The 16,223-nt window shown below is 69.9% G+C and carries 14 protein-coding genes; 6 read left to right on the top strand and 8 right to left on the bottom strand.

Annotated elements, in window-relative coordinates; all coding sequences use genetic code 11:
* The first annotated feature begins 113 nt into the window (after positions 1–113).
* Positions 114–2,333 (top strand): alpha-N-acetylglucosaminidase, encoded by a 2,220-nt coding sequence (locus tag ACFWXQ_RS44600; protein WP_383956555.1) that lies wholly within the window; start codon positions 114–116, stop codon positions 2,331–2,333.
* 149 nt (positions 2,334–2,482) lie between these two features.
* The gene (locus tag ACFWXQ_RS44595; protein WP_383956552.1) at positions 2,483–3,298 is read left to right on the top strand and encodes a chitosanase; all 816 of its coding nucleotides are present in this window, start codon (positions 2,483–2,485) and stop codon (positions 3,296–3,298) included.
* Positions 3,299–3,370: 72 nt separating this feature from the next.
* Here the strand turns inward: ACFWXQ_RS44595 and ACFWXQ_RS44590 are convergent, their stop codons facing one another.
* The 7 genes from ACFWXQ_RS44590 to ACFWXQ_RS44560 form a co-directional block, all read right to left on the bottom strand.
* On the bottom strand, positions 3,371–4,693 hold the full coding sequence (locus ACFWXQ_RS44590; RefSeq protein WP_383956557.1) for a nucleobase:cation symporter-2 family protein: 1,323 nt from the start codon (positions 4,691–4,693) through the stop codon (positions 3,371–3,373).
* 349 nt (positions 4,694–5,042) lie between these two features.
* On the bottom strand, positions 5,043–6,422 hold the full coding sequence (locus ACFWXQ_RS44585) for an 8-oxoguanine deaminase (protein ID WP_383956537.1): 1,380 nt from the start codon (positions 6,420–6,422) through the stop codon (positions 5,043–5,045).
* 37 nt (positions 6,423–6,459) lie between these two features.
* Positions 6,460–7,383 carry a factor-independent urate hydroxylase gene (gene pucL / locus ACFWXQ_RS44580; protein WP_383956534.1) on the bottom strand — a complete coding sequence of 308 codons (924 nt, stop codon included), beginning with the start codon at positions 7,381–7,383 and terminating at the stop codon, positions 6,460–6,462.
* Between the two features lie 2 nt (positions 7,384–7,385).
* Positions 7,386–7,793, bottom strand: a complete 408-nt coding sequence (gene uraH, locus ACFWXQ_RS44575) for a hydroxyisourate hydrolase (RefSeq protein ID WP_383956531.1) — start codon at positions 7,791–7,793, stop codon at positions 7,386–7,388.
* Positions 7,790–8,308 carry a 2-oxo-4-hydroxy-4-carboxy-5-ureidoimidazoline decarboxylase gene (gene uraD / locus ACFWXQ_RS44570; protein WP_383956528.1) on the bottom strand — a complete coding sequence of 173 codons (519 nt, stop codon included), beginning with the start codon at positions 8,306–8,308 and terminating at the stop codon, positions 7,790–7,792. Before uraD ends, uraH begins: the two co-directional genes overlap by 4 nt.
* A gap of 733 nt (positions 8,309–9,041) precedes the next feature.
* Positions 9,042–9,410: a helix-turn-helix domain-containing protein gene (locus ACFWXQ_RS44565; RefSeq protein ID WP_143641961.1), complete on the bottom strand. Its 369-nt coding sequence runs from the start codon at positions 9,408–9,410 to the stop codon at positions 9,042–9,044.
* Complete coding sequence (locus tag ACFWXQ_RS44560) at positions 9,407–9,658, bottom strand: hypothetical protein (RefSeq protein ID WP_383956525.1); 252 nt, start codon at positions 9,656–9,658, stop codon at positions 9,407–9,409. The genes ACFWXQ_RS44565 and ACFWXQ_RS44560 overlap by 4 nt, the downstream gene beginning before the upstream one ends.
* Before the next feature lie 291 nt (positions 9,659–9,949).
* Here ACFWXQ_RS44560 and ACFWXQ_RS44555 point away from each other — a divergent pair, with 291 nt between their 5' ends.
* From ACFWXQ_RS44555 to ACFWXQ_RS44540, 4 genes are all read left to right on the top strand, one after another.
* Entirely contained in the window at positions 9,950–10,807 is an 858-nt protein-coding gene (locus ACFWXQ_RS44555; protein WP_386270336.1) for a TIM barrel protein, read from the top strand.
* 44 nt (positions 10,808–10,851) lie between these two features.
* Entirely contained in the window at positions 10,852–11,745 is an 894-nt protein-coding gene (locus tag ACFWXQ_RS44550; RefSeq protein ID WP_383957445.1) for a 2-hydroxy-3-oxopropionate reductase, read from the top strand.
* A gap of 156 nt (positions 11,746–11,901) precedes the next feature.
* Positions 11,902–13,359, top strand: a complete 1,458-nt coding sequence (locus ACFWXQ_RS44545) for a catalase (protein WP_386270335.1) — start codon at positions 11,902–11,904, stop codon at positions 13,357–13,359.
* Between the two features lie 355 nt (positions 13,360–13,714).
* Entirely contained in the window at positions 13,715–13,942 is a 228-nt protein-coding gene (locus ACFWXQ_RS44540; RefSeq protein WP_383953686.1) for a hypothetical protein, read from the top strand.
* A 475-nt stretch (positions 13,943–14,417) separates the two neighbouring features.
* Here ACFWXQ_RS44540 and gcl read toward each other — a convergent pair whose 3' ends face one another.
* Positions 14,418–16,202, bottom strand: a complete 1,785-nt coding sequence (gcl, locus tag ACFWXQ_RS44535) for a glyoxylate carboligase (protein WP_383953675.1) — start codon at positions 16,200–16,202, stop codon at positions 14,418–14,420.
* Between the last annotated feature and the right edge of the window lie 21 nt (positions 16,203–16,223).

The following is a 16,223-nucleotide window of genomic DNA, read 5'->3' as shown; positions in this document are numbered from 1 at the left end:
GTTCACCGCCGGTTCTCCCCCATGTGGCCCAGCCGCCGTGCCCGGGTCCCCCCACCGGGGGTATCCCTCCCACGGCGCCCCACCCCGCCCCACCCTACGAACCCGGAGCCCCCATGCCGCTGGCCCGTCGCGCGTTCCTGACCGCCGCCGCCGGCGCAGCCGGTACCGTCGCTTGCTCTCACGCACCCGCACACTCGGACGGCACCCCGGCCAAGGAGGCACGCATGACCGAGGCGGCAGCAGCGGCGGCGACCAGGGCGGCCCGGCGACTCCTCCCCCACCACTGGCGGCAGCTCCGGTTCGAGACGACGGGCACCACCAGGACAGATACCTTCGACGTCTCCGGCGAAACCGGCCGCATCACCATCACCGGCGACACCGCAGCCACCCAACTCACCGGCCTCCGCTGGTACTTGAAGCACATCGCCCACGCCAACATCAGCTGGGCGGGCGAGCAGATCGACCTCCCGCCCCACCTGCCCGGCCTCGCCGACCCGGTCACCCGGACGGCCAACGTCCCGCACCGCTTCGCCCTCAACGACACGAACGACGGCTACACGGGCGCGTACAACGACTGGACCTACTGGGAGCGCGAGCTGGACGTGCTGGCGCTGCACGGCTACAACGAGGTGCTGGTGTACGCGGGCGCGGACGCGCTGTACCACCGGGTCTTCCGCGGGTTCGGGTACACGGACGAGGAGCTGCGGCAGTGGATCGCGGGGCCCGCCCACCAGCCGTGGTGGCTGATGCAGAATCTCGCCGCCTTCCCGGATCCCGTGTCGCGGCAGCTCCTCGACGCCCGCGCCGCGCTCGGGCGCCGAATCACCGACCGGGTACGGGAGTTGGGGATGACGCCAGTGTTCCCCGGCTACTTCGGCACGGTCCCGCCGGGCTTCGCCGAACGGAACAAAGGGGCGCGCACCGTCCCGCAGGGCACTTGGATGGGACTCGGGCGCCCCGACTGGCTGGACCCTCGCACCGAGCACTTCGCACGCGTCGCGGCGGCCTTCTACCGTACCCAGGACGAGATGTTCGGCGGCCGCTCGACGCTCTACAAGATGGACCTGCTGCACGAGGGCGGCGACCCTGGTGACGTTCCGGTCGCCGACGCGGCGAAGGGCGTCGAGAAGGCGCTGCTCACCGCACACCCGGGCGCTGTCTGGATCATCCTCGGCTGGCAGCACAACCCGCCGAGGGCGATCGTGGACGCCGTCGACAAGTCCCACATGCTCGTCATCGACGGCCTCTCCGACCGCTTCCCGAAGGTGAAGGACCGAGAGGCCGACTGGGGCGACACGCCATACGCCTTCGGTTCGATCTGGAACTTCGGCGGCCACACGACCCTGGGCGCCAACACCCCCGACTGGGCAGCGCTGTTCAACAAGTGGCGCACCAAGCAGGGCAGCACCCTGCGCGGCGTCGCCCTGCTCCCCGAGGCCGCCGACAACAACCCCGCCGCCTTCGACCTCTTCTCCGAACTCGCCTGGGAGGAGGGCGAGTTGGACCTGAAGGCATGGTTCAGGGACTGGACTCTCTCCCGCTACGGCGCCCGCGATCCGCACGCCGAGGCCGCCTGGGACATCCTGCGCCGCACCGCGTACGGCACGACACGCGCCGACTCGTGGAGCGAGGGCGCCGACGGATTGTTCGGCGCCCGCCCCTCGCTCACGGCGAAGTCGGCCGCCAAGTGGTCGCCCAAGCAACTCCGGTACGACGCCGACGAGTTCGAGCCCGCGCTCGGCGAACTGCTCCGGGTGCGCTCGAGCCTCCGGAACTCCTCCGCGTACCGCCGCGACCTCCTCGACGTGGCCCGCCAGGCCGTCTCCAACCGCAGCCGTGTCCTCCTCCCCCGCATCAGGAAGGCGTACGAGGCCGGGGACGCGCCCGACTTCGACCGGACGACCGGTGACTGGCTCGCCCTGATGGACGTACTGGAGACCCTGCTGGCCACCGACTCCGGGCATCTGCTGGGGCGTTGGGTCGCCGACGCGCGGGCCTGGGGCGCGGACGCGGCGGAGCGGGACAGGCTGGCGTACGACAATCTGTCGCTGCTGACGGTGTGGGGCACCCGGCAGGGCGCGGACGCCGGACTGCGCGACTACGCCAACCGTGAGTGGGCGGGACTGGTGGGCGGGCTCTACCGGCTGCGGTGGTCGACGTACTTCACCGAACTGCGTGCCGCGATGGCCGAGAATCGCACGCCGGAAGCCGTCGACTGGTTCACCCTGGAGGAGCGCTGGACGCGCCGGCCGGGGCACCTCGCGACCCGGCCCACCGGTGACACGTACGAAGCCGCGGTCCGCGTACGAGAACTGCTGGTCACGACCCGCTAGCCGGTCCTGAGCCGCCGCCCGGCCCGGCACTGCGACCTCTACTCCTCCACAACACGCGCCTCCTTGACGGGTATACGTCACTCCGAATCTCTGGTAGGAAACTTTCCTAACAGTACGGACGAACGACTCCCACCCCCACTGGAGGTCCCGTGCACACCCCCCACATACGCTCCTCGCGACGAACTCTTCTCGCGCTGATCGGAGCATCCCTGGTGGCAGGTCCCCTCATCGCCACCAGGTCCGCGAGCGCCGCGCCGGCCGGACTCGACGACCCGGCGAAGAAGGAGATCGCCATGCAGCTGGTCTCCAGCGCGGAGAACTCCTCGCTGGACTGGAAGGCGCAGTACCAGTACATCGAGGACATCGGCGACGGCCGCGGCTACACGGCCGGGATCATCGGCTTCTGCTCCGGTACGGGCGACATGCTCGACCTCGTCGAGCTGTACGCACAGCGCAGGCCGGGCAACGTACTGGCCGGATATCTGCCGGCCCTGCGTCGCGTCGACGGCAGCGACTCCCACGAGGGCCTCGACCCCGGATACCCGGACGCCTGGCGCCGGGCCGCCCGGGACGAGGCGTTCCGGCAGGCCCAGAACGACGAGCGCGACCGCGTCTACTTCAACCCGGCGGTCGGGCGGGGCAAGGCCGACGGCATCGGCACGCTCGGCCAGTTCGCGTACTACGACGCCATCGTGATGCACGGCGACGGCGGCGACAGTACGAGTTTCAGCAGCATCCGCAGGCGGGCGCTCGACCGGGCGAGGCCCCCGGCGCAGGGCGGCGACGAGGTGACGTACCTCAACGCATTCCTCGACGCCCGGGTGTGGGCGATGAAGCAGGAGGAGGCCCACGAGGACACCAGCCGGGTGGACACCGCCCAGCGCGTCTTCCTCAGGAACGGGAACCTGAACCTTGATCCGCCCCTGGACTGGCAGGTCTACGGGGACAGTTACCACATCGGCTGAGCATCTGACTCAGCACCTGGCTGAACACCCAAGGGCGCGGCACGCGTTACGTGCCGCGCCCTGCCCGGCGGGTCAGTGGGCCGAGGCCGGCTGGGGATCCATCGGTGCCGTCACCTCGTCGTCGGCCGCGCGTCCCCCGCCGAGGTGGTTGAAGACGAGGTTAAGGGCGACCGCCGCCACGCACCCCGTCGAGATCCCCGAGTCCAGGATGATCCTCGCGGTCTCCGGGAACGCGTGGTAGAACTCCGGCGCCGTGATCGGGATGATGCCGACGGCCAGCGAGACCGCCACGATCAGGACGTTGTTGTCCTTCTCCAGACCCGCCTTGACGAGGGTCTGGATGCCGCTCGCGGCGACCGAGCCGAACAGCACCACGCCCGCGCCGCCGAGCACGGGGCGGGGTACGACGGCGATGAGCGAGGCGGCCATCGGGCACAGGCCCATCAGGACGAGGAAGCCGCCGCCCGTGGCGACGACGTACCGGCTGCGGATCCTCGTCATGGCGACCAGGCCGATGTTCTGGGCGAAGGCGCTGCACATGAAGCCGTTGAAGAGCGGGCTGAGGGCGGAGCCGAGGGTGTCGGCGCGCAGGCCCGCCGCGATGGTCCTCTCGTCGGCCGGGCGCTCGACGATCTCCCCCAACGCCAGCATGTCCGCGGTCGATTCGGTCATCGAGACCACCATCACCACGCACATCGAGAGGATCGCGGCTAGCTGGAACTGCGGGGCGCCGAAGTGGAACGGCGTGGGGAAGCCGACGACGGCCGCGTCGGCCACCGGGCCGAAGTCGGTGGCGCCGAAGGGGACGGCGACGAGCGTGCCGACGACCAGGCCGAGCAGCACGGCGATCTGTTTGACGAAGCCGCGGGTGAAGCGGCGCAGGAGCAGGACGATGACGAGGGTCGCGCCCGCCAGGCCCAGGTTGGTGGTGGAACCGTAGTCATCCGCCGTGGGGTTGGGGCCCTGGGCCCAGCCGAAGGCGACCGGCATCAGGGATATGCCGATGAGCGTGATGACCGTGCCGGTGACGACGGGCGGGAAGAAGCGGACCGCCTTGCTGAAGAACGGGGCGGCGAAGAAGCCGAGTACGCCGGCGACGATGACCGCGCCGAAGATGACCGGCAGCGCGTCGCTCTTGTCGTCGGTGGAGTTGACGACCGCGATCATCGGGGCGACTCCGGCGAAGGTGACGCCGTTGACGAAGGGCAGCCGGGCGCCGATCTTCCAGACGCCGAGGGTCTGGAGGAAGGTGGCCAGGCCCGCGGTGAACAGGCAGGCGCCGGTGAGGAAGGTCAGTTCGGTCGCGGTCAGACCCACGGCCGCGCCGACGATCAGGGGCGGGGCGACGACTCCCGCGTACATGGCGGCCACATGCTGCAGACCGCTGGTCGCCATCCTCAGGGCGGGGAGTTTCTCGTCAACTGGATGCTTTTGCGGGCCAGTTGGGGTTGCGTCCGTGCTGCTGGGCGTGGGCTGGGCGGCCACGGCGGCTCCTCCGGTCGGGTACACGTCGGCGTTGACGCGGGTGTCAGGGAGGTGGGGCGCGGTCGTGCGGGGACCGGGACGATGTCCGTCACGGGGAGGGCGTGGCGGGAGACCGCTCCGGGGTGCGCGCACGTCCATGCGCGCACCCCGGAGACGGTCGCCGTGGGCCCCGCCGGGGTCCACGGCCACCGGCCGAGGGCCGTCCCCCTCAGCCGGAGATCTTCAGGTGTCGGAAAGTGCCAGGAAGTGCCGGGAGGCGTCAGGCCTGCGCGGCGATCCGTGCGAGGCGCTGGGCCTCGTCCCGCGTGGAGCGGGCGATGGCGTCCTCGTCGACGTGCAGCAGCCGTCCGTTCTCGACGATCTGCTCGCCGTTGACGAAGGAGGCGGTGACCGGCGCCGCGGCGCCGAAGACGAGGGCGGTGACCGGGTCGGCGATCGACGCGTGGGCCAGCGTGTCCAGGTTCCACAGCACCAGGTCCGCGAGCTTTCCGGCCTCAAGCGAGCCGATCTCCCCTGCCCTGCCCAGGACTTGGGCGCCCCCGAACGTGCCGAGCCGCAGTGCCTGGCGGGCGTTCAGCGCGGCCTCGCGATGGGCGCCGAGCCGGTTGATCAGCAGGGCGTTGCGCAGTTCGGTGTGCAGTTCGCCGGACTCGTTCGACGCGGTGCCGTCGACGCCGAGTCCGACCGGGACGCCGGCCGCCAGCATGTCGGGGACGCGCGCGATCCCGGCGGCCAGACGGGCGTTGGAGGACGGGCAGTGGGCCACACCGGTCTTCGTACGGGCGAAGGCGGCGATGTCGGAGTCGTTCATGTGGACGCAGTGCGCCATCCACACGTCCTCGCCGAGCCAGCCGGTCGACTCGAAGTAATCGGTCGGGCCCATCCCGAACAGCTCCTTGCAGAACTGCTCCTCCTCGACCGTCTCCGAGCCGTGGGTGTGCAGGCGTACGCCCTTGCGGCGGGCCAACTCGGCGCCCTGCTTGAGGAGTTCGGTCGACACGGAGAAGGGCGAGCAGGGGGCCACGGCGATCTGTGTCATCGCGCCGAAGGACGCGTCGTGGTGCTCGTCGACGGTCGCCTCGGTGGCGGCGAGGGCCCCTTCGAGGGTCTCGACCGCGAAGTCCGGGGGCAGCCCGCCGTCCTTCTCGCTGCGGTCCATGGAACCGCGGGCGAGGGTGAAGCGGACGCCCATCTCGCGCGCGGCCCGGATGATCGAGCCGGACAGGTCGCCGGACCCCTGCGGGAAGACGTAGTGGTGGTCCATGGCGGTGGTGACTCCGCCGCGGGCCATCATGCCGAGCGAGCCCTGGGCGGCCGCGTACGTCATGCGCTCGTCGATGCGCGCCCAGGTCGGGTACAGGGCGACGAGCCAGTTGAAGAGGTTGTGGTCCGTGGCGAGGCCGCGGGTGATCCACTGGTAGAAGTGGTGGTGCGTGTTGACCAGGCCCGGGGTCACGAGATGGCCGGTCGCGTCGATACGGCGTACGACGTTCTCCAGGCCCTCGGGGGCCCTGCCCGTGCCGAGCGACTCGATGCGGTTGCCCGCCAGGACCAGGTGACCGGACGCGTACTCGGTGTCGTCGGCGTCCACGGTCGCGATCGCACAGTTCTCGATGACGATGCGCGGGTCTGCTGCCATGGTTCGTCCTTCTTGGCTGAGGAATCGCTGGATCGGTTCAGAGGTTGGTGAGGTCCACCGGGATCTTCGGCTCGCAGCCGTCCCGCAGGATGGTCGCCTCGATCAGGCCGTAGGGCCGGTCGGCGGCGAAGTAGACCTCGTTGTCGTTCTTCAGCCCGAACGGCTCCAGGTCCACAAGGAAATGGTGCTTGTTCGGCAGCGAGAAGCGGACCTCGTCGATCTCACCGCGGTTCTCGATGATCCGCGAACCCATCTGGTACAGGGTCTGCTGGAGCGACAGCGAGTACGTCTCGGCGAAGGCCTGGAGCATGTGCTTCTTCACCTGCTCGTAGGACTTCTCCCAGTTGGGCGCCTTCTGCTCGTCGTCGGTCCAGTTGAAGCGCCAGCGGGCGGAGACCTGGGTGGCCAGGATGCGGTCGTACGCCTCGGGGAGCGTCGTGTACTTGTCCTTGACGTAGCCCCAGAACTCGGAGTTGGTCGAGTTCATCACGACGAGGTCCTTGAGCCCGGAGACGACCTCCCAGGACTCACCGTCGTAGGTGATCTGCGTGACCCGGGTCTCCTGGCCCTGGCGGACGAAAGAGTGCTTGACCTCGTCGGCGCCGATGAACCTGGAGTTGGCGTCCGAGGTCGCGATCCGCTCCCAGGCGTACTCCTCGATGCGGATCCGGGCCGTTTTGATCGGCTCCTGGCTGGTCACGAAGTGCCGGGCGAGGTGGATGCCGAACTGCTCGGCGGACTCGATGCCGTGTTCCTTGGCGAAGGCGTACACCGTGTTCTTGGTGGTGTCCGTCGGCAGGACGTTGGCGTTCGAGCCGGAGAGGTGGACCTCGTCCATGTCGCCGGAGAGGGCGACGGAGACGTTCAGGTCCTTGATGTGGTGGGTGGCGCCGTCCCGCGTGATCTTTACGACTCGGTTCTCGGCCTTGCCGTACTGGTTCTGTCCCAGGATGGTCGGCATAGCTAGCTCCCTCGGTAAACGGAGTAGCCGAACGGGTTGAGCAGCAGCGGTACGTGGAAGTGCTCGCCCGGCACGACGGCGAACGTGATCGCCACCTCCGGGAAGAACGCTCCTACGCTGCCGCTGTCCCGGTTCGCGGGGGCGTCCTGCTGCGCATCGGCTTGCTTCTTCTCGAACTTCAAGAAATACGCCTCGACCGCGAAGTCGAGCCGTACGTGTGTGGTGCCCGCCGGCAGCGCCGGCAGGTCCTTGCACCGGCCGTCCGCGTCGGTCGCGGAGCCGCCGAGTGCCTGCCAGTCCGCGTCGCGGCCGGTGCGGGCCGCGAGGCTGACGGCGACACCCTCGGCGGGGCGGCCGGCGCTGGTGTCCAGGATGTGCGTGGACACGGAAGCGGTGGTCTCGGTGCTCATGCGGGTGCGTCCTCTTCGACGAGTCGGGCGAGACGGATGCGGTTGATCTTTCCCAGTTCGGTGCGCACGATCTCGCGCTCCTGCTCGGGCGCGTTGCCGATCCGTTCCCTGACCGCGTCGCGCATCTGCTCGCCGGTGCGGCCGGTCGCGCAGATCAGGAAGACGTGGCCGAACTTCTCCTGGTAGGCCAGGTTCAGTTCGAGCATCTCCGCCTTCAGCGTCTCGGAGGCGCCGGCCATGCCGCGCTGTTCGCGCGAGGAGGTCGGGTCTCCGGGCTTGGGGCGTCCGATCGGCGGATGGCCCGCCATCGCCTCGTCGAGGTCCGTGTCGGTCAGACCGGCCGTGGCGGCGTCGCTCTCCGCGAAGAGGTCGTCGGTGGTGGTGTACGGGCGGCGGGCGAGCAGCCGGTTCACCCAGGCCGCCGAGGCGCAGACCTCGTGGAGGGCGGCGTAGGCGGCGTGCTCCTCCAGGGCGTTGAAACGGGCGAGGCCGCCGGATGTCGTACTCGAAGTCACGGGAAGCCTCCGTGGCCTTGTGCTGGACGGGCTGCGGATTAGCTAACGCCCTCGGAAACATCACGTCAACACTTTGTTGAAAAATCCGGGTAACAAATCCGGGAAGCGGAAACTGCCACCCGCATGGCGGACGACGGCGACTCGCGGGCGCCCGCGAGCCGGCCACCCGGAGCCGCGTCGCGCCTGGTCAGAGGCCTGACGGTGACCTGTCGTCGGCGGCGGGTGGCGGCCCATCGCCGGTCGACGGCGGATCGGGCGCAGGCTGGCGATGGGTCGGGCGCAGGCCTAGGGCGGGGCAGTCACACACCGGCGGGTCGGGCACAGGTCGGCGACGGGTTAGGCACAAGTTGACAGCGGGGCAGGCGCAACCCAGCGACGGGCCGGGCGCAGGCCAGCGGCGGGCCACGTCCGGGGCGCCGACGGCGAGGTGCTCGCGGGCGGCGCCTCGCGCATCTGCTCGGGCGGGCCGGCCGCACGCCAGCGGGTCAGGCGCAGGCCGGCGACGGATCGGGCACCGGTCGACGGGGCAGGCGCAGCCCTGCGGCAGGCCGGGCGTAGGCCAGCGGCGGGCCGGGCGCACGCCAGCGGGTCGGGCGCAGGTCGGCGACAGATCGGGTACCAGTCGGCGGGGCAGGCGCAGTCCAGCGACGGGTCGGGCACAGGCTGGCGGGTCAGGCGCAGACCGGCGACTGGTCAGGCACCGGTCGGCCGGGGCCAGGCACCCGCCCCCCGCTCAGGCGTCCTTCTCGCGGTTCAAGTAGTTGTAGACCGTGAACCGGCTGACGCCGAGCGCGCCCGCGACGGTCTCCACGCCGTGCCGCACGGAGAAGGCGCCGCGCGCCTCCAGTATCCGTACGACCTCCTGCTTGGCCTTGCGGTCCAGCTCGGCCAGGGGCTTGCCGCGCTTGCGTTCCAGGGCGGCCAGGATGTGGTCCAGCGAGTCGGCGAGCTGGGGCAGCCGTACGGCGACGACGTCGGCGCCCTCCCAGGAGAGCACGACATCGTCGGGCCCCGCCTGGCCGGGCGGCAGCATCTCGCCGCCCATGGCGTCGACCAGTGGCTTCACCGCCGTGACGAAGGGGTCGTCCCCGATGCCGGTCACTCGCCGCCCTCCCCGATCACGTTGACCTGGAGCGAGACCCGGGTGGCGCCGGCGTCCAGGGCCTGGCGCAGCAGCGCGTCGACCGCGGTGAGCACCGAGTCCGCTCCACCCTCCGCGGTGTTGCCGAACGGGCCGACGTCCACGGCGTCCAGCTCAGCCGCCTCGATGACCTCGCGGGCGACCAGCGCGTGCCGCGGCGCCTCGTCGAGATCGAAGGGCTCGGTCGTGAACTCCACTCTCAATCGCACTGTGCCCCCATGGCATCGGCTCCGACCTGCTCGTTCCCCCCGGCCCACGTGATGCGGGGGCTGTCGGACGCGCAAGCGACCCTAGCCGACCCGCACACCACCCGTGAGGAACACCCGATCGAACGGCGGCATCCCCTCTCGGGCGAATCCGCCCGGGGCCGCCCGCGCCCCGGCGGCTTTTCGGGGCAACCCCTCTTGACAAGGTTCCCCGACGCGGGCAGCATTTCCATCAAGCAGAAACTAACTTCCGCAATACGGAACTACTCGACACGGAAGGGAGCGCCGACCCACATGCCCGGTTTCTCGATGGATGCAGCCGCTGAGCAGCGCTTCAACGTCAACCTGTCGATCCTCTTCACGGAGCTCCCGCTTCTGGAGCGCCCCGCGGCCGCCGCCGCGGCGGGCTTCACCGCGGTCGAGCTGTGGTGGCCCTGGGTCGACTCCCCCACCCCCGAGCGCGCCGAGCTCGACGCCCTGAAGAAGGCGATCGAGGACGCGGGCGTACAGCTCACGGGGCTGAACTTCTACGCCGGACAGCTGCCGGGCCCGGACCGGGGCGCACTGTCGATCCCCGGCGAGGAGTCCGAGCGCTTCCGCGCGAACATCGACGTGGCCGCGGACTTCGCGCAGTCGCTTGGCTGCAAGGCGCTCAACGCGCTGTACGGCAACCGCGTCGAGGGCGTGGACCCTGCCGTCCAGGACGAACTCGCCCTGGAGAACCTGGTGTTGGCCGCCCGCGCGGCCCACCGCATCGGCGCGGTCCTGCTGATCGAGACCCTCAACAAGCCGGAGTCGCCGCTCTATCCGCTGGTGACCGCCCCGGCCGGGATCGCCGTCGTCGACAAGGTCAACGAGGCGACCGGGCTCGGCAACGCCAAGTTCCTGATGGACCTGTACCACCTGTCCATGAATGGCGAGGACCTGCCGTCGGTGATCGACCGGTACGCGGCCAGGACCGGCCACGTCCAGATCGCCGACAACCCGGGCCGCGGCGCCCCGGGCACCGGCTCGCTCCCCCTGGAGGAGCTGCTCGGCCGGCTCCGCAAGCAGGGGTACGAGGGCTGGGTCGGCCTGGAGTACAAGCCGGGCGACCGCACCGGCGCCGAGGCCTTCGAGTGGCTGCCCGCCGAGGCCCGCGCGGCGCGCTGAGCGCCAACTCATCGACGTACGAAAGTTTTCAGAGAGGCACCCTCATGAGCAGCACACTCCCCAAGGTCGCCTGGGTCGGCCTCGGCATCATGGGCTCCCCCATGTCCGAGAACCTGATCAAGGCCGGTTACGACGTCACCGGGTTCACCCTGGAGCAGGACAAGCTGGACCGGCTGACCGCCGCCGGCGGCACCGCGGCCGGCTCGATCGCCGAGGCCGTGCGGGACGCCGACGTGGTGATCACGATGGTCCCCGCCTCCCCGCAGGTCGAGGCCATCGCGTACGGGCCCGACGGCATCCTGGAGAACGCGCGGTCCGGCGCGCTCCTGATCGACATGTCCTCCATCACCCCGCAGACCTCCGTGGACCTGGCGAAGGCCGCGAAGGACAAGGGCATACGGGTCCTGGACGCACCGGTGTCCGGCGGTGAGGCCGGGGCGGTGGAGGCCGTGCTGTCCATCATGGTCGGCGGCGACCAGAGCGACTTCGACCTGGCCGAGCCGATCTTCGAGGCCCTCGGCAAGACGATCGTGCTGTGCGGTCCGCACGGCTCCGGCCAGACCGTGAAGGCCGCGAACCAGCTGATCGTCGCCGTGAACATCCAGGCGTGCGCCGAGGCCGTGGTCTTCCTGGAGAAGTCCGGCGTCGACCTGAAGGCGGCCCTCGACGTCCTGAACGGCGGCCTCGCGGGCTCGACCGTGCTGACGCGCAAGAAGGACAACTTCCTGAACCGCGACTTCAAGCCGGGCTTCCGTATCGACCTGCACCACAAGGACATGGGCATCGTCACGGACGCCGCCCGCAACGTCGGCGCCGCGCTGCCCGTCGGTGCCGTGGTCGCCCAGCTCGTCGCCTCGCTGCGGACCCAGGGCGACGGCGGCCTGGACCACTCCGCCCTGCTGCGCGCGGTCGAGCGTCTCTCCGGCGCGCAGATCTGACGGTCTCCGGGCCCCACAAAGACCTCCGGGCGGCGCCGCCGCTGACACCTGTCCTGTCGCGCCCAAGCGGTGGCGCCGCCCGGAACCCAAACCTAGGCTCCACAAAGCGGAAAACAACTTCCGAAAAATTCCGCTGCCCTCGTACGGAAGGTCACGATGTCGAAGCGCGTGCTCACGACAGAGTCCGGCGCCCCGGTCGCCGACAACCAGAACTCCGCCTCCGCCGGCGCCGGCGGCCCGCTCCTCCTCCAGGACCAGCACCTGCTTGAGAAGCTCGCCCGGTTCAACCGCGAGCGCATTCCGGAGCGAGTGGTGCACGCCCGCGGGTCCGGCGCGTACGGCCACTTCGAGGTGACCGACGACGTCACCGGCTTCACACACGCGGACTTCCTGAGCACGGTCGGCAGGCGCACCGAGGTTTTCCTGCGCTTCTCGACGGTCGCGGACAGCCTGGGCGGCGCGGACGCGGTACGCGACCCGCGCGGCTTCGCGGTCAAGTTCTATACGGAACAGGGGAATTACGACCTCGTCGGGAACAACACCCCGGTGTTCTTCATCAAGGACCCGATCAAGTTCCCCGACTTCATCCACTCCCAGAAGCGCGACCCGTTCACGGGCAGGCAGGAGCCGGACAACGTCTGGGACTTCTGGGCACACGCCCCCGAGGCCACGCACCAGATCACCTGGCTGATGGGCGACCGCGGCATCCCGGCCTCGTACCGCCATATGAACGGCTACGGCTCGCACACCTACCAGTGGACGAACGCCGAAGGCGAGGCCTTCTTCGTCAAGTACCACTTCAAGACGAACCAGGGCGTCCGCTCCCTGTCCTCCGAGCAGGCCGCCGAGACCGCGGGCAAGGACCCGGGCTCGCACCAGACGGACCTGCTCCAGGCCATCGAGCGCGGGGTACGCCCGTCATGGACGCTGTACGTCCAGGTCATGCCGGCGGCCGAGGCGGACGGCTACCGCTTCAACCCCTTCGACCTGACGAAGGTCTGGCCGCACGAGGACTATCCGCTCCAGCGGGTGGGCCGCCTGGTCCTGGACCGCAACCCGGACAACGTGTTCGCGGAGGTCGAGCAGGCCGCGTTCTCCCCGAACAACTTCGTTCCCGGCATCGGCCCTTCGCCCGACAAGATGCTCCAGGGCCGCCTGTTCGCGTACGCGGACGCGCACCGCTACCGGCTGGGCGTCAACCACACCCTCCTGGCGGTCAACGCCCCCAGGGCGACGGTGGCGAACAACTACGGCCGGGACGGCCTGATGGCCGCCAACTCCCAGGGCCGCGCGGCGAGGAACTACGAGCCGAACTCGTACGGCGGCCCGACGGAGACCGGCCGCCCCCTCTCGGCACCGCTCGCGGTGAACGGCCACACCGGCACGTACGAGACCCCGCTCCACACCAAGGACGACCACTTCTTCCAGGCGGGCGAGCTGTACCGCCTGATGTCGGAGGAGGAGAGGTCCCGGCTGGTCGCCAACATCGCCGGCGGACTCTCCCAGGTCTCCCGCGACGACGTGATCGAGAAGAACCTCGCCCATTTCCACGCCGCCGACCCCGAGTACGGCAGGCGCGTGGAGGAGGCGGTCCACGCCCTGCGCGAGGACTGACCCTCCCAACTCCCAAGCTGCGCCCCGGGTCTGACGGGAGGTCGGACCCCAGGCGCGTCGCCCGCGAAGCCCGTTGACCCGGATGAGGGGTTGTCGACGGGCGGAGCGGGCCGGCCGAGGACCGCGGCGGTACGTGAGCCAGTGCGGTGGTAAAGGTCCCGGAGCCCCCTTCTCGACATGAGGGAAGGAAGGCCCCGGCCCGTCACGACCGCCGCGGTCCTCGGACGACACCCTTGATCGCGACGGCGAAGAGCGCCGGGTACGGACGGTCCCGTACCCGGTGCTCTTCGTCGTCCGCGGAAACACCCATCGCCTTCGGGGTGCGGATTCCCCGGCCGCGCAGCAGCCTGGAGGCATGGACCTTCCCCGCATCGTCGTGCACCCTCCGGCGCTGGACGGCTCGCGCCGGGTCACCGCGGGCAGCGAGACCCTCGGCATCGCCTACCACCTCGACGACGTCGTCGAGATCCTGCGCCTCGCGGACCTGGACGAGATCGAGGTGGAGGAGAGCGACATCATCGACTGGCAGGGCGGCGGACCCGACGACTGGCCGGGCCTGTCGGAGCACCACGCGGCCGAGTGACGCCCGTACGTACGCCTGTGTGCGTACACGGGCTACGGAACCCTCAAATCAACCTCTGAATATGCCTCCGGGGGCTTCAACTCACTGTGCTTCAGGGCACATTCTCAGCACATGGGGCCCGCCGGCACGGGGGCGGCGGGCCCCGTACACGGAACAGTGGGCTTGGCCTGAGACGGAGGTGAGACGCATGAGCAGAATGACGACGGCGCTTCGGCGAGATCCGTTCGCGTCGGCGCTGCTCCGGGGCGTCTCATGGTCCGGCCGGTCCAACATGGTGCTGCGGACGTCGGGGGCGTCCGGAGACGGGGGGAAGCACGGGGGCGGTGGGTTCCGTTCGGGTGGCGGCGGGGGCTGCTCGAACTGAACACGCCGAGAGGCCCCCGTCCTGGATCCTCAGGACGGGGGCCTCACTTTTCCCCCTTGAGCCCGACGTGATGACGCCGGACGACTGGTCAGCCGGACCTTCGGAGTCCTGTCAGACCTTCAGGGTCTTGATGGACGTGGGCGCGTGGCCCGGCTCGGTCGCGATCTCCTCGAACTCCACGACGTTGCTGATGTCGTTGGTCGTGGACATCGAGATGTTGGTGACGCGCTCCAGGATCGCCTCGACGACGACCGGGACCCGGAACTCGACCGCGAGCTTCTTCGCCTGTTCGAGGGCGGCACCCAGCTCGCTCGGGTCGGTGACACGGATCGCCTTGCAGCCGAGGCCCTCGACGACCTTGACGTGGTCGACGCCGTAGACGCCCAGCTCCGGCGAGTTGAGGTTCTCGAACTCCAGGTTGACCTGGAAGTCGATGTCGAACGCCCGCTGCGCCTGACGGATCAGGCCCAGATAGGAGTTGTTCACCAGCACATGGACGTACGGGATCCGGTGCTGGGCCCCGACGGCCAGCTCCTCGATCATGAACTGGAAGTCGTAGTCGCCGGAGAGCGCGACCACCTGCGCCTCCGGGTCGGCCTTGGCGACACCCAGCGCGGCCGGGACCGTCCAGCCGAGGGGGCCCGCCTGACCGCAGTTGATCCAGTGCCGCGGCCGGTAGACGTGCAGCATCTGGGCGCCGGCGATCTGCGAGAGGCCGATGGTGGTGACGTACCGGGTCTCGGGGCCGAAGGCCTTGTTCATCTCCTCGTAGACGCGCTGCGGCTTGATGGGGATGTCGTCGAAGTGCGTACGGCGCTGGAGGGTCGCCTTCTTCTCCTGGGCGGCCTGGGCCCACGCGGAGCGGTCGGGCAGCCTGCCCGCGGCCTTCAACTCCCGTGCCACCTCGACGAACAGCTCAAGGGCGGCCTTCGCGTCGGAGGCGATCCCGTAGTCCGGGGCGAAGATCTTGCCGATCTGGGTGGGCTCGATGTCGACGTGCACGAACTTCCGGCCCGCCGTGTAGACGTCCAGCTTGCCGGTGTGGCGGTTGGCCCAGCGGTTGCCGATGCCGAGGACGAAGTCGGACTCCAGGAAGGTCGCGTTGCCGTAGCGGTGCGAGGTCTGCAGGCCGACCATGCCGGCGTTCAGCTCATGGTCGTCGGGCAGGATGCCCCAGCCCATCAGGGTGGGGACGACCGGTGTGCCGGTCAACTCGGCGAACTCCACGAGGAGTTCGGAGGCGTCGGCGTTGATGACGCCGCCGCCCGCGACGATCAGCGGGCGCTCCGACTCGTTCAGGAGCGTGATCGCCTTCTCGACCTGGGCGCGGGTCGCAGACGGCTTGTAGACCGGCAGCGGCTCGTACGTGTCCGGGTCGAACTCGATCTCCGTCAGCTGGACGTCGATGGGGAGGTCGATGAGGACCGGGCCCGGGCGGGCCGAGCGCATCAGGTGGAATGCCTGCTGGAAGACGCCCGGGACCTGCGCGGCCTCCAGCACGGTGACCGCCATCTTGGCGACCGGCTTGGCGATCGAGGCGATGTCGACGGCCTGGAAGTCCTCCTTGTGGATCACGGCGGTCGGCGCCTGGCCCGTGATGCACAGGATCGGGATGGAGTCGCCGGTCGCGGAGTACAGACCGGTGATCATGTCGGTGCCCGCGGGCCCTGACGTACCGATGCAGACGCCGATGTTGCCGGGTGCGGTGCGGGTGTAGCCCTCCGCCATGTGGGAGGCGCCCTCGACGTGGCGGGCGAGGGTGTGGCTGATGCCGCCGGAGGCCTTGAGCGCCGCGTAGAAGGGGTTGATCGCCGCGCCCGGGACACCGAACGCGCTGGTGACGCCCTCACGCTTGAGGATCTCAACTGCCGCGCGGGCAGCGGTCATACGAGCCATTGCGTACTCCTGCTTCGGCCG

The organism is Streptomyces sp. NPDC058697 (assembly GCF_042715345.1).
GTDB lineage: Bacteria > Actinomycetota > Actinomycetes > Streptomycetales > Streptomycetaceae > Streptomyces > Streptomyces liliifuscus.
This window is presented reverse-complemented; position numbering and strand designations above follow the sequence as displayed.

Excerpts from the sequence above, each read along its gene's own strand:
- ACFWXQ_RS44555 (WP_386270336.1), top strand. The coding sequence starts at position 9,950 with ATGCCCGGTTTCTCGATGGATGCAGCCGCTGAGCAGCGCTTCAACGTC.
- ACFWXQ_RS44590 (WP_383956557.1), bottom strand. The coding sequence starts at position 4,693 with ATGGCGACCAGCGGTCTGCAGCATGTGGCCGCCATGTACGCGGGAGTC.
- pucL (WP_383956534.1), bottom strand. The coding sequence starts at position 7,383 with ATGCCGACCATCCTGGGACAGAACCAGTACGGCAAGGCCGAGAACCGA.
- ACFWXQ_RS44585 (WP_383956537.1), bottom strand. The coding sequence starts at position 6,422 with ATGGCAGCAGACCCGCGCATCGTCATCGAGAACTGTGCGATCGCGACC.
- ACFWXQ_RS44600 (WP_383956555.1), top strand. The coding sequence starts at position 114 with ATGCCGCTGGCCCGTCGCGCGTTCCTGACCGCCGCCGCCGGCGCAGCC.
- gcl (WP_383953675.1), bottom strand. The coding sequence starts at position 16,202 with ATGGCTCGTATGACCGCTGCCCGCGCGGCAGTTGAGATCCTCAAGCGT.
- ACFWXQ_RS44540 (WP_383953686.1), top strand. The coding sequence starts at position 13,715 with ATGGACCTTCCCCGCATCGTCGTGCACCCTCCGGCGCTGGACGGCTCG.
- uraH (WP_383956531.1), bottom strand. The coding sequence starts at position 7,793 with ATGAGCACCGAGACCACCGCTTCCGTGTCCACGCACATCCTGGACACC.
- ACFWXQ_RS44550 (WP_383957445.1), top strand. The coding sequence starts at position 10,852 with ATGAGCAGCACACTCCCCAAGGTCGCCTGGGTCGGCCTCGGCATCATG.
- ACFWXQ_RS44545 (WP_386270335.1), top strand. The coding sequence starts at position 11,902 with ATGTCGAAGCGCGTGCTCACGACAGAGTCCGGCGCCCCGGTCGCCGAC.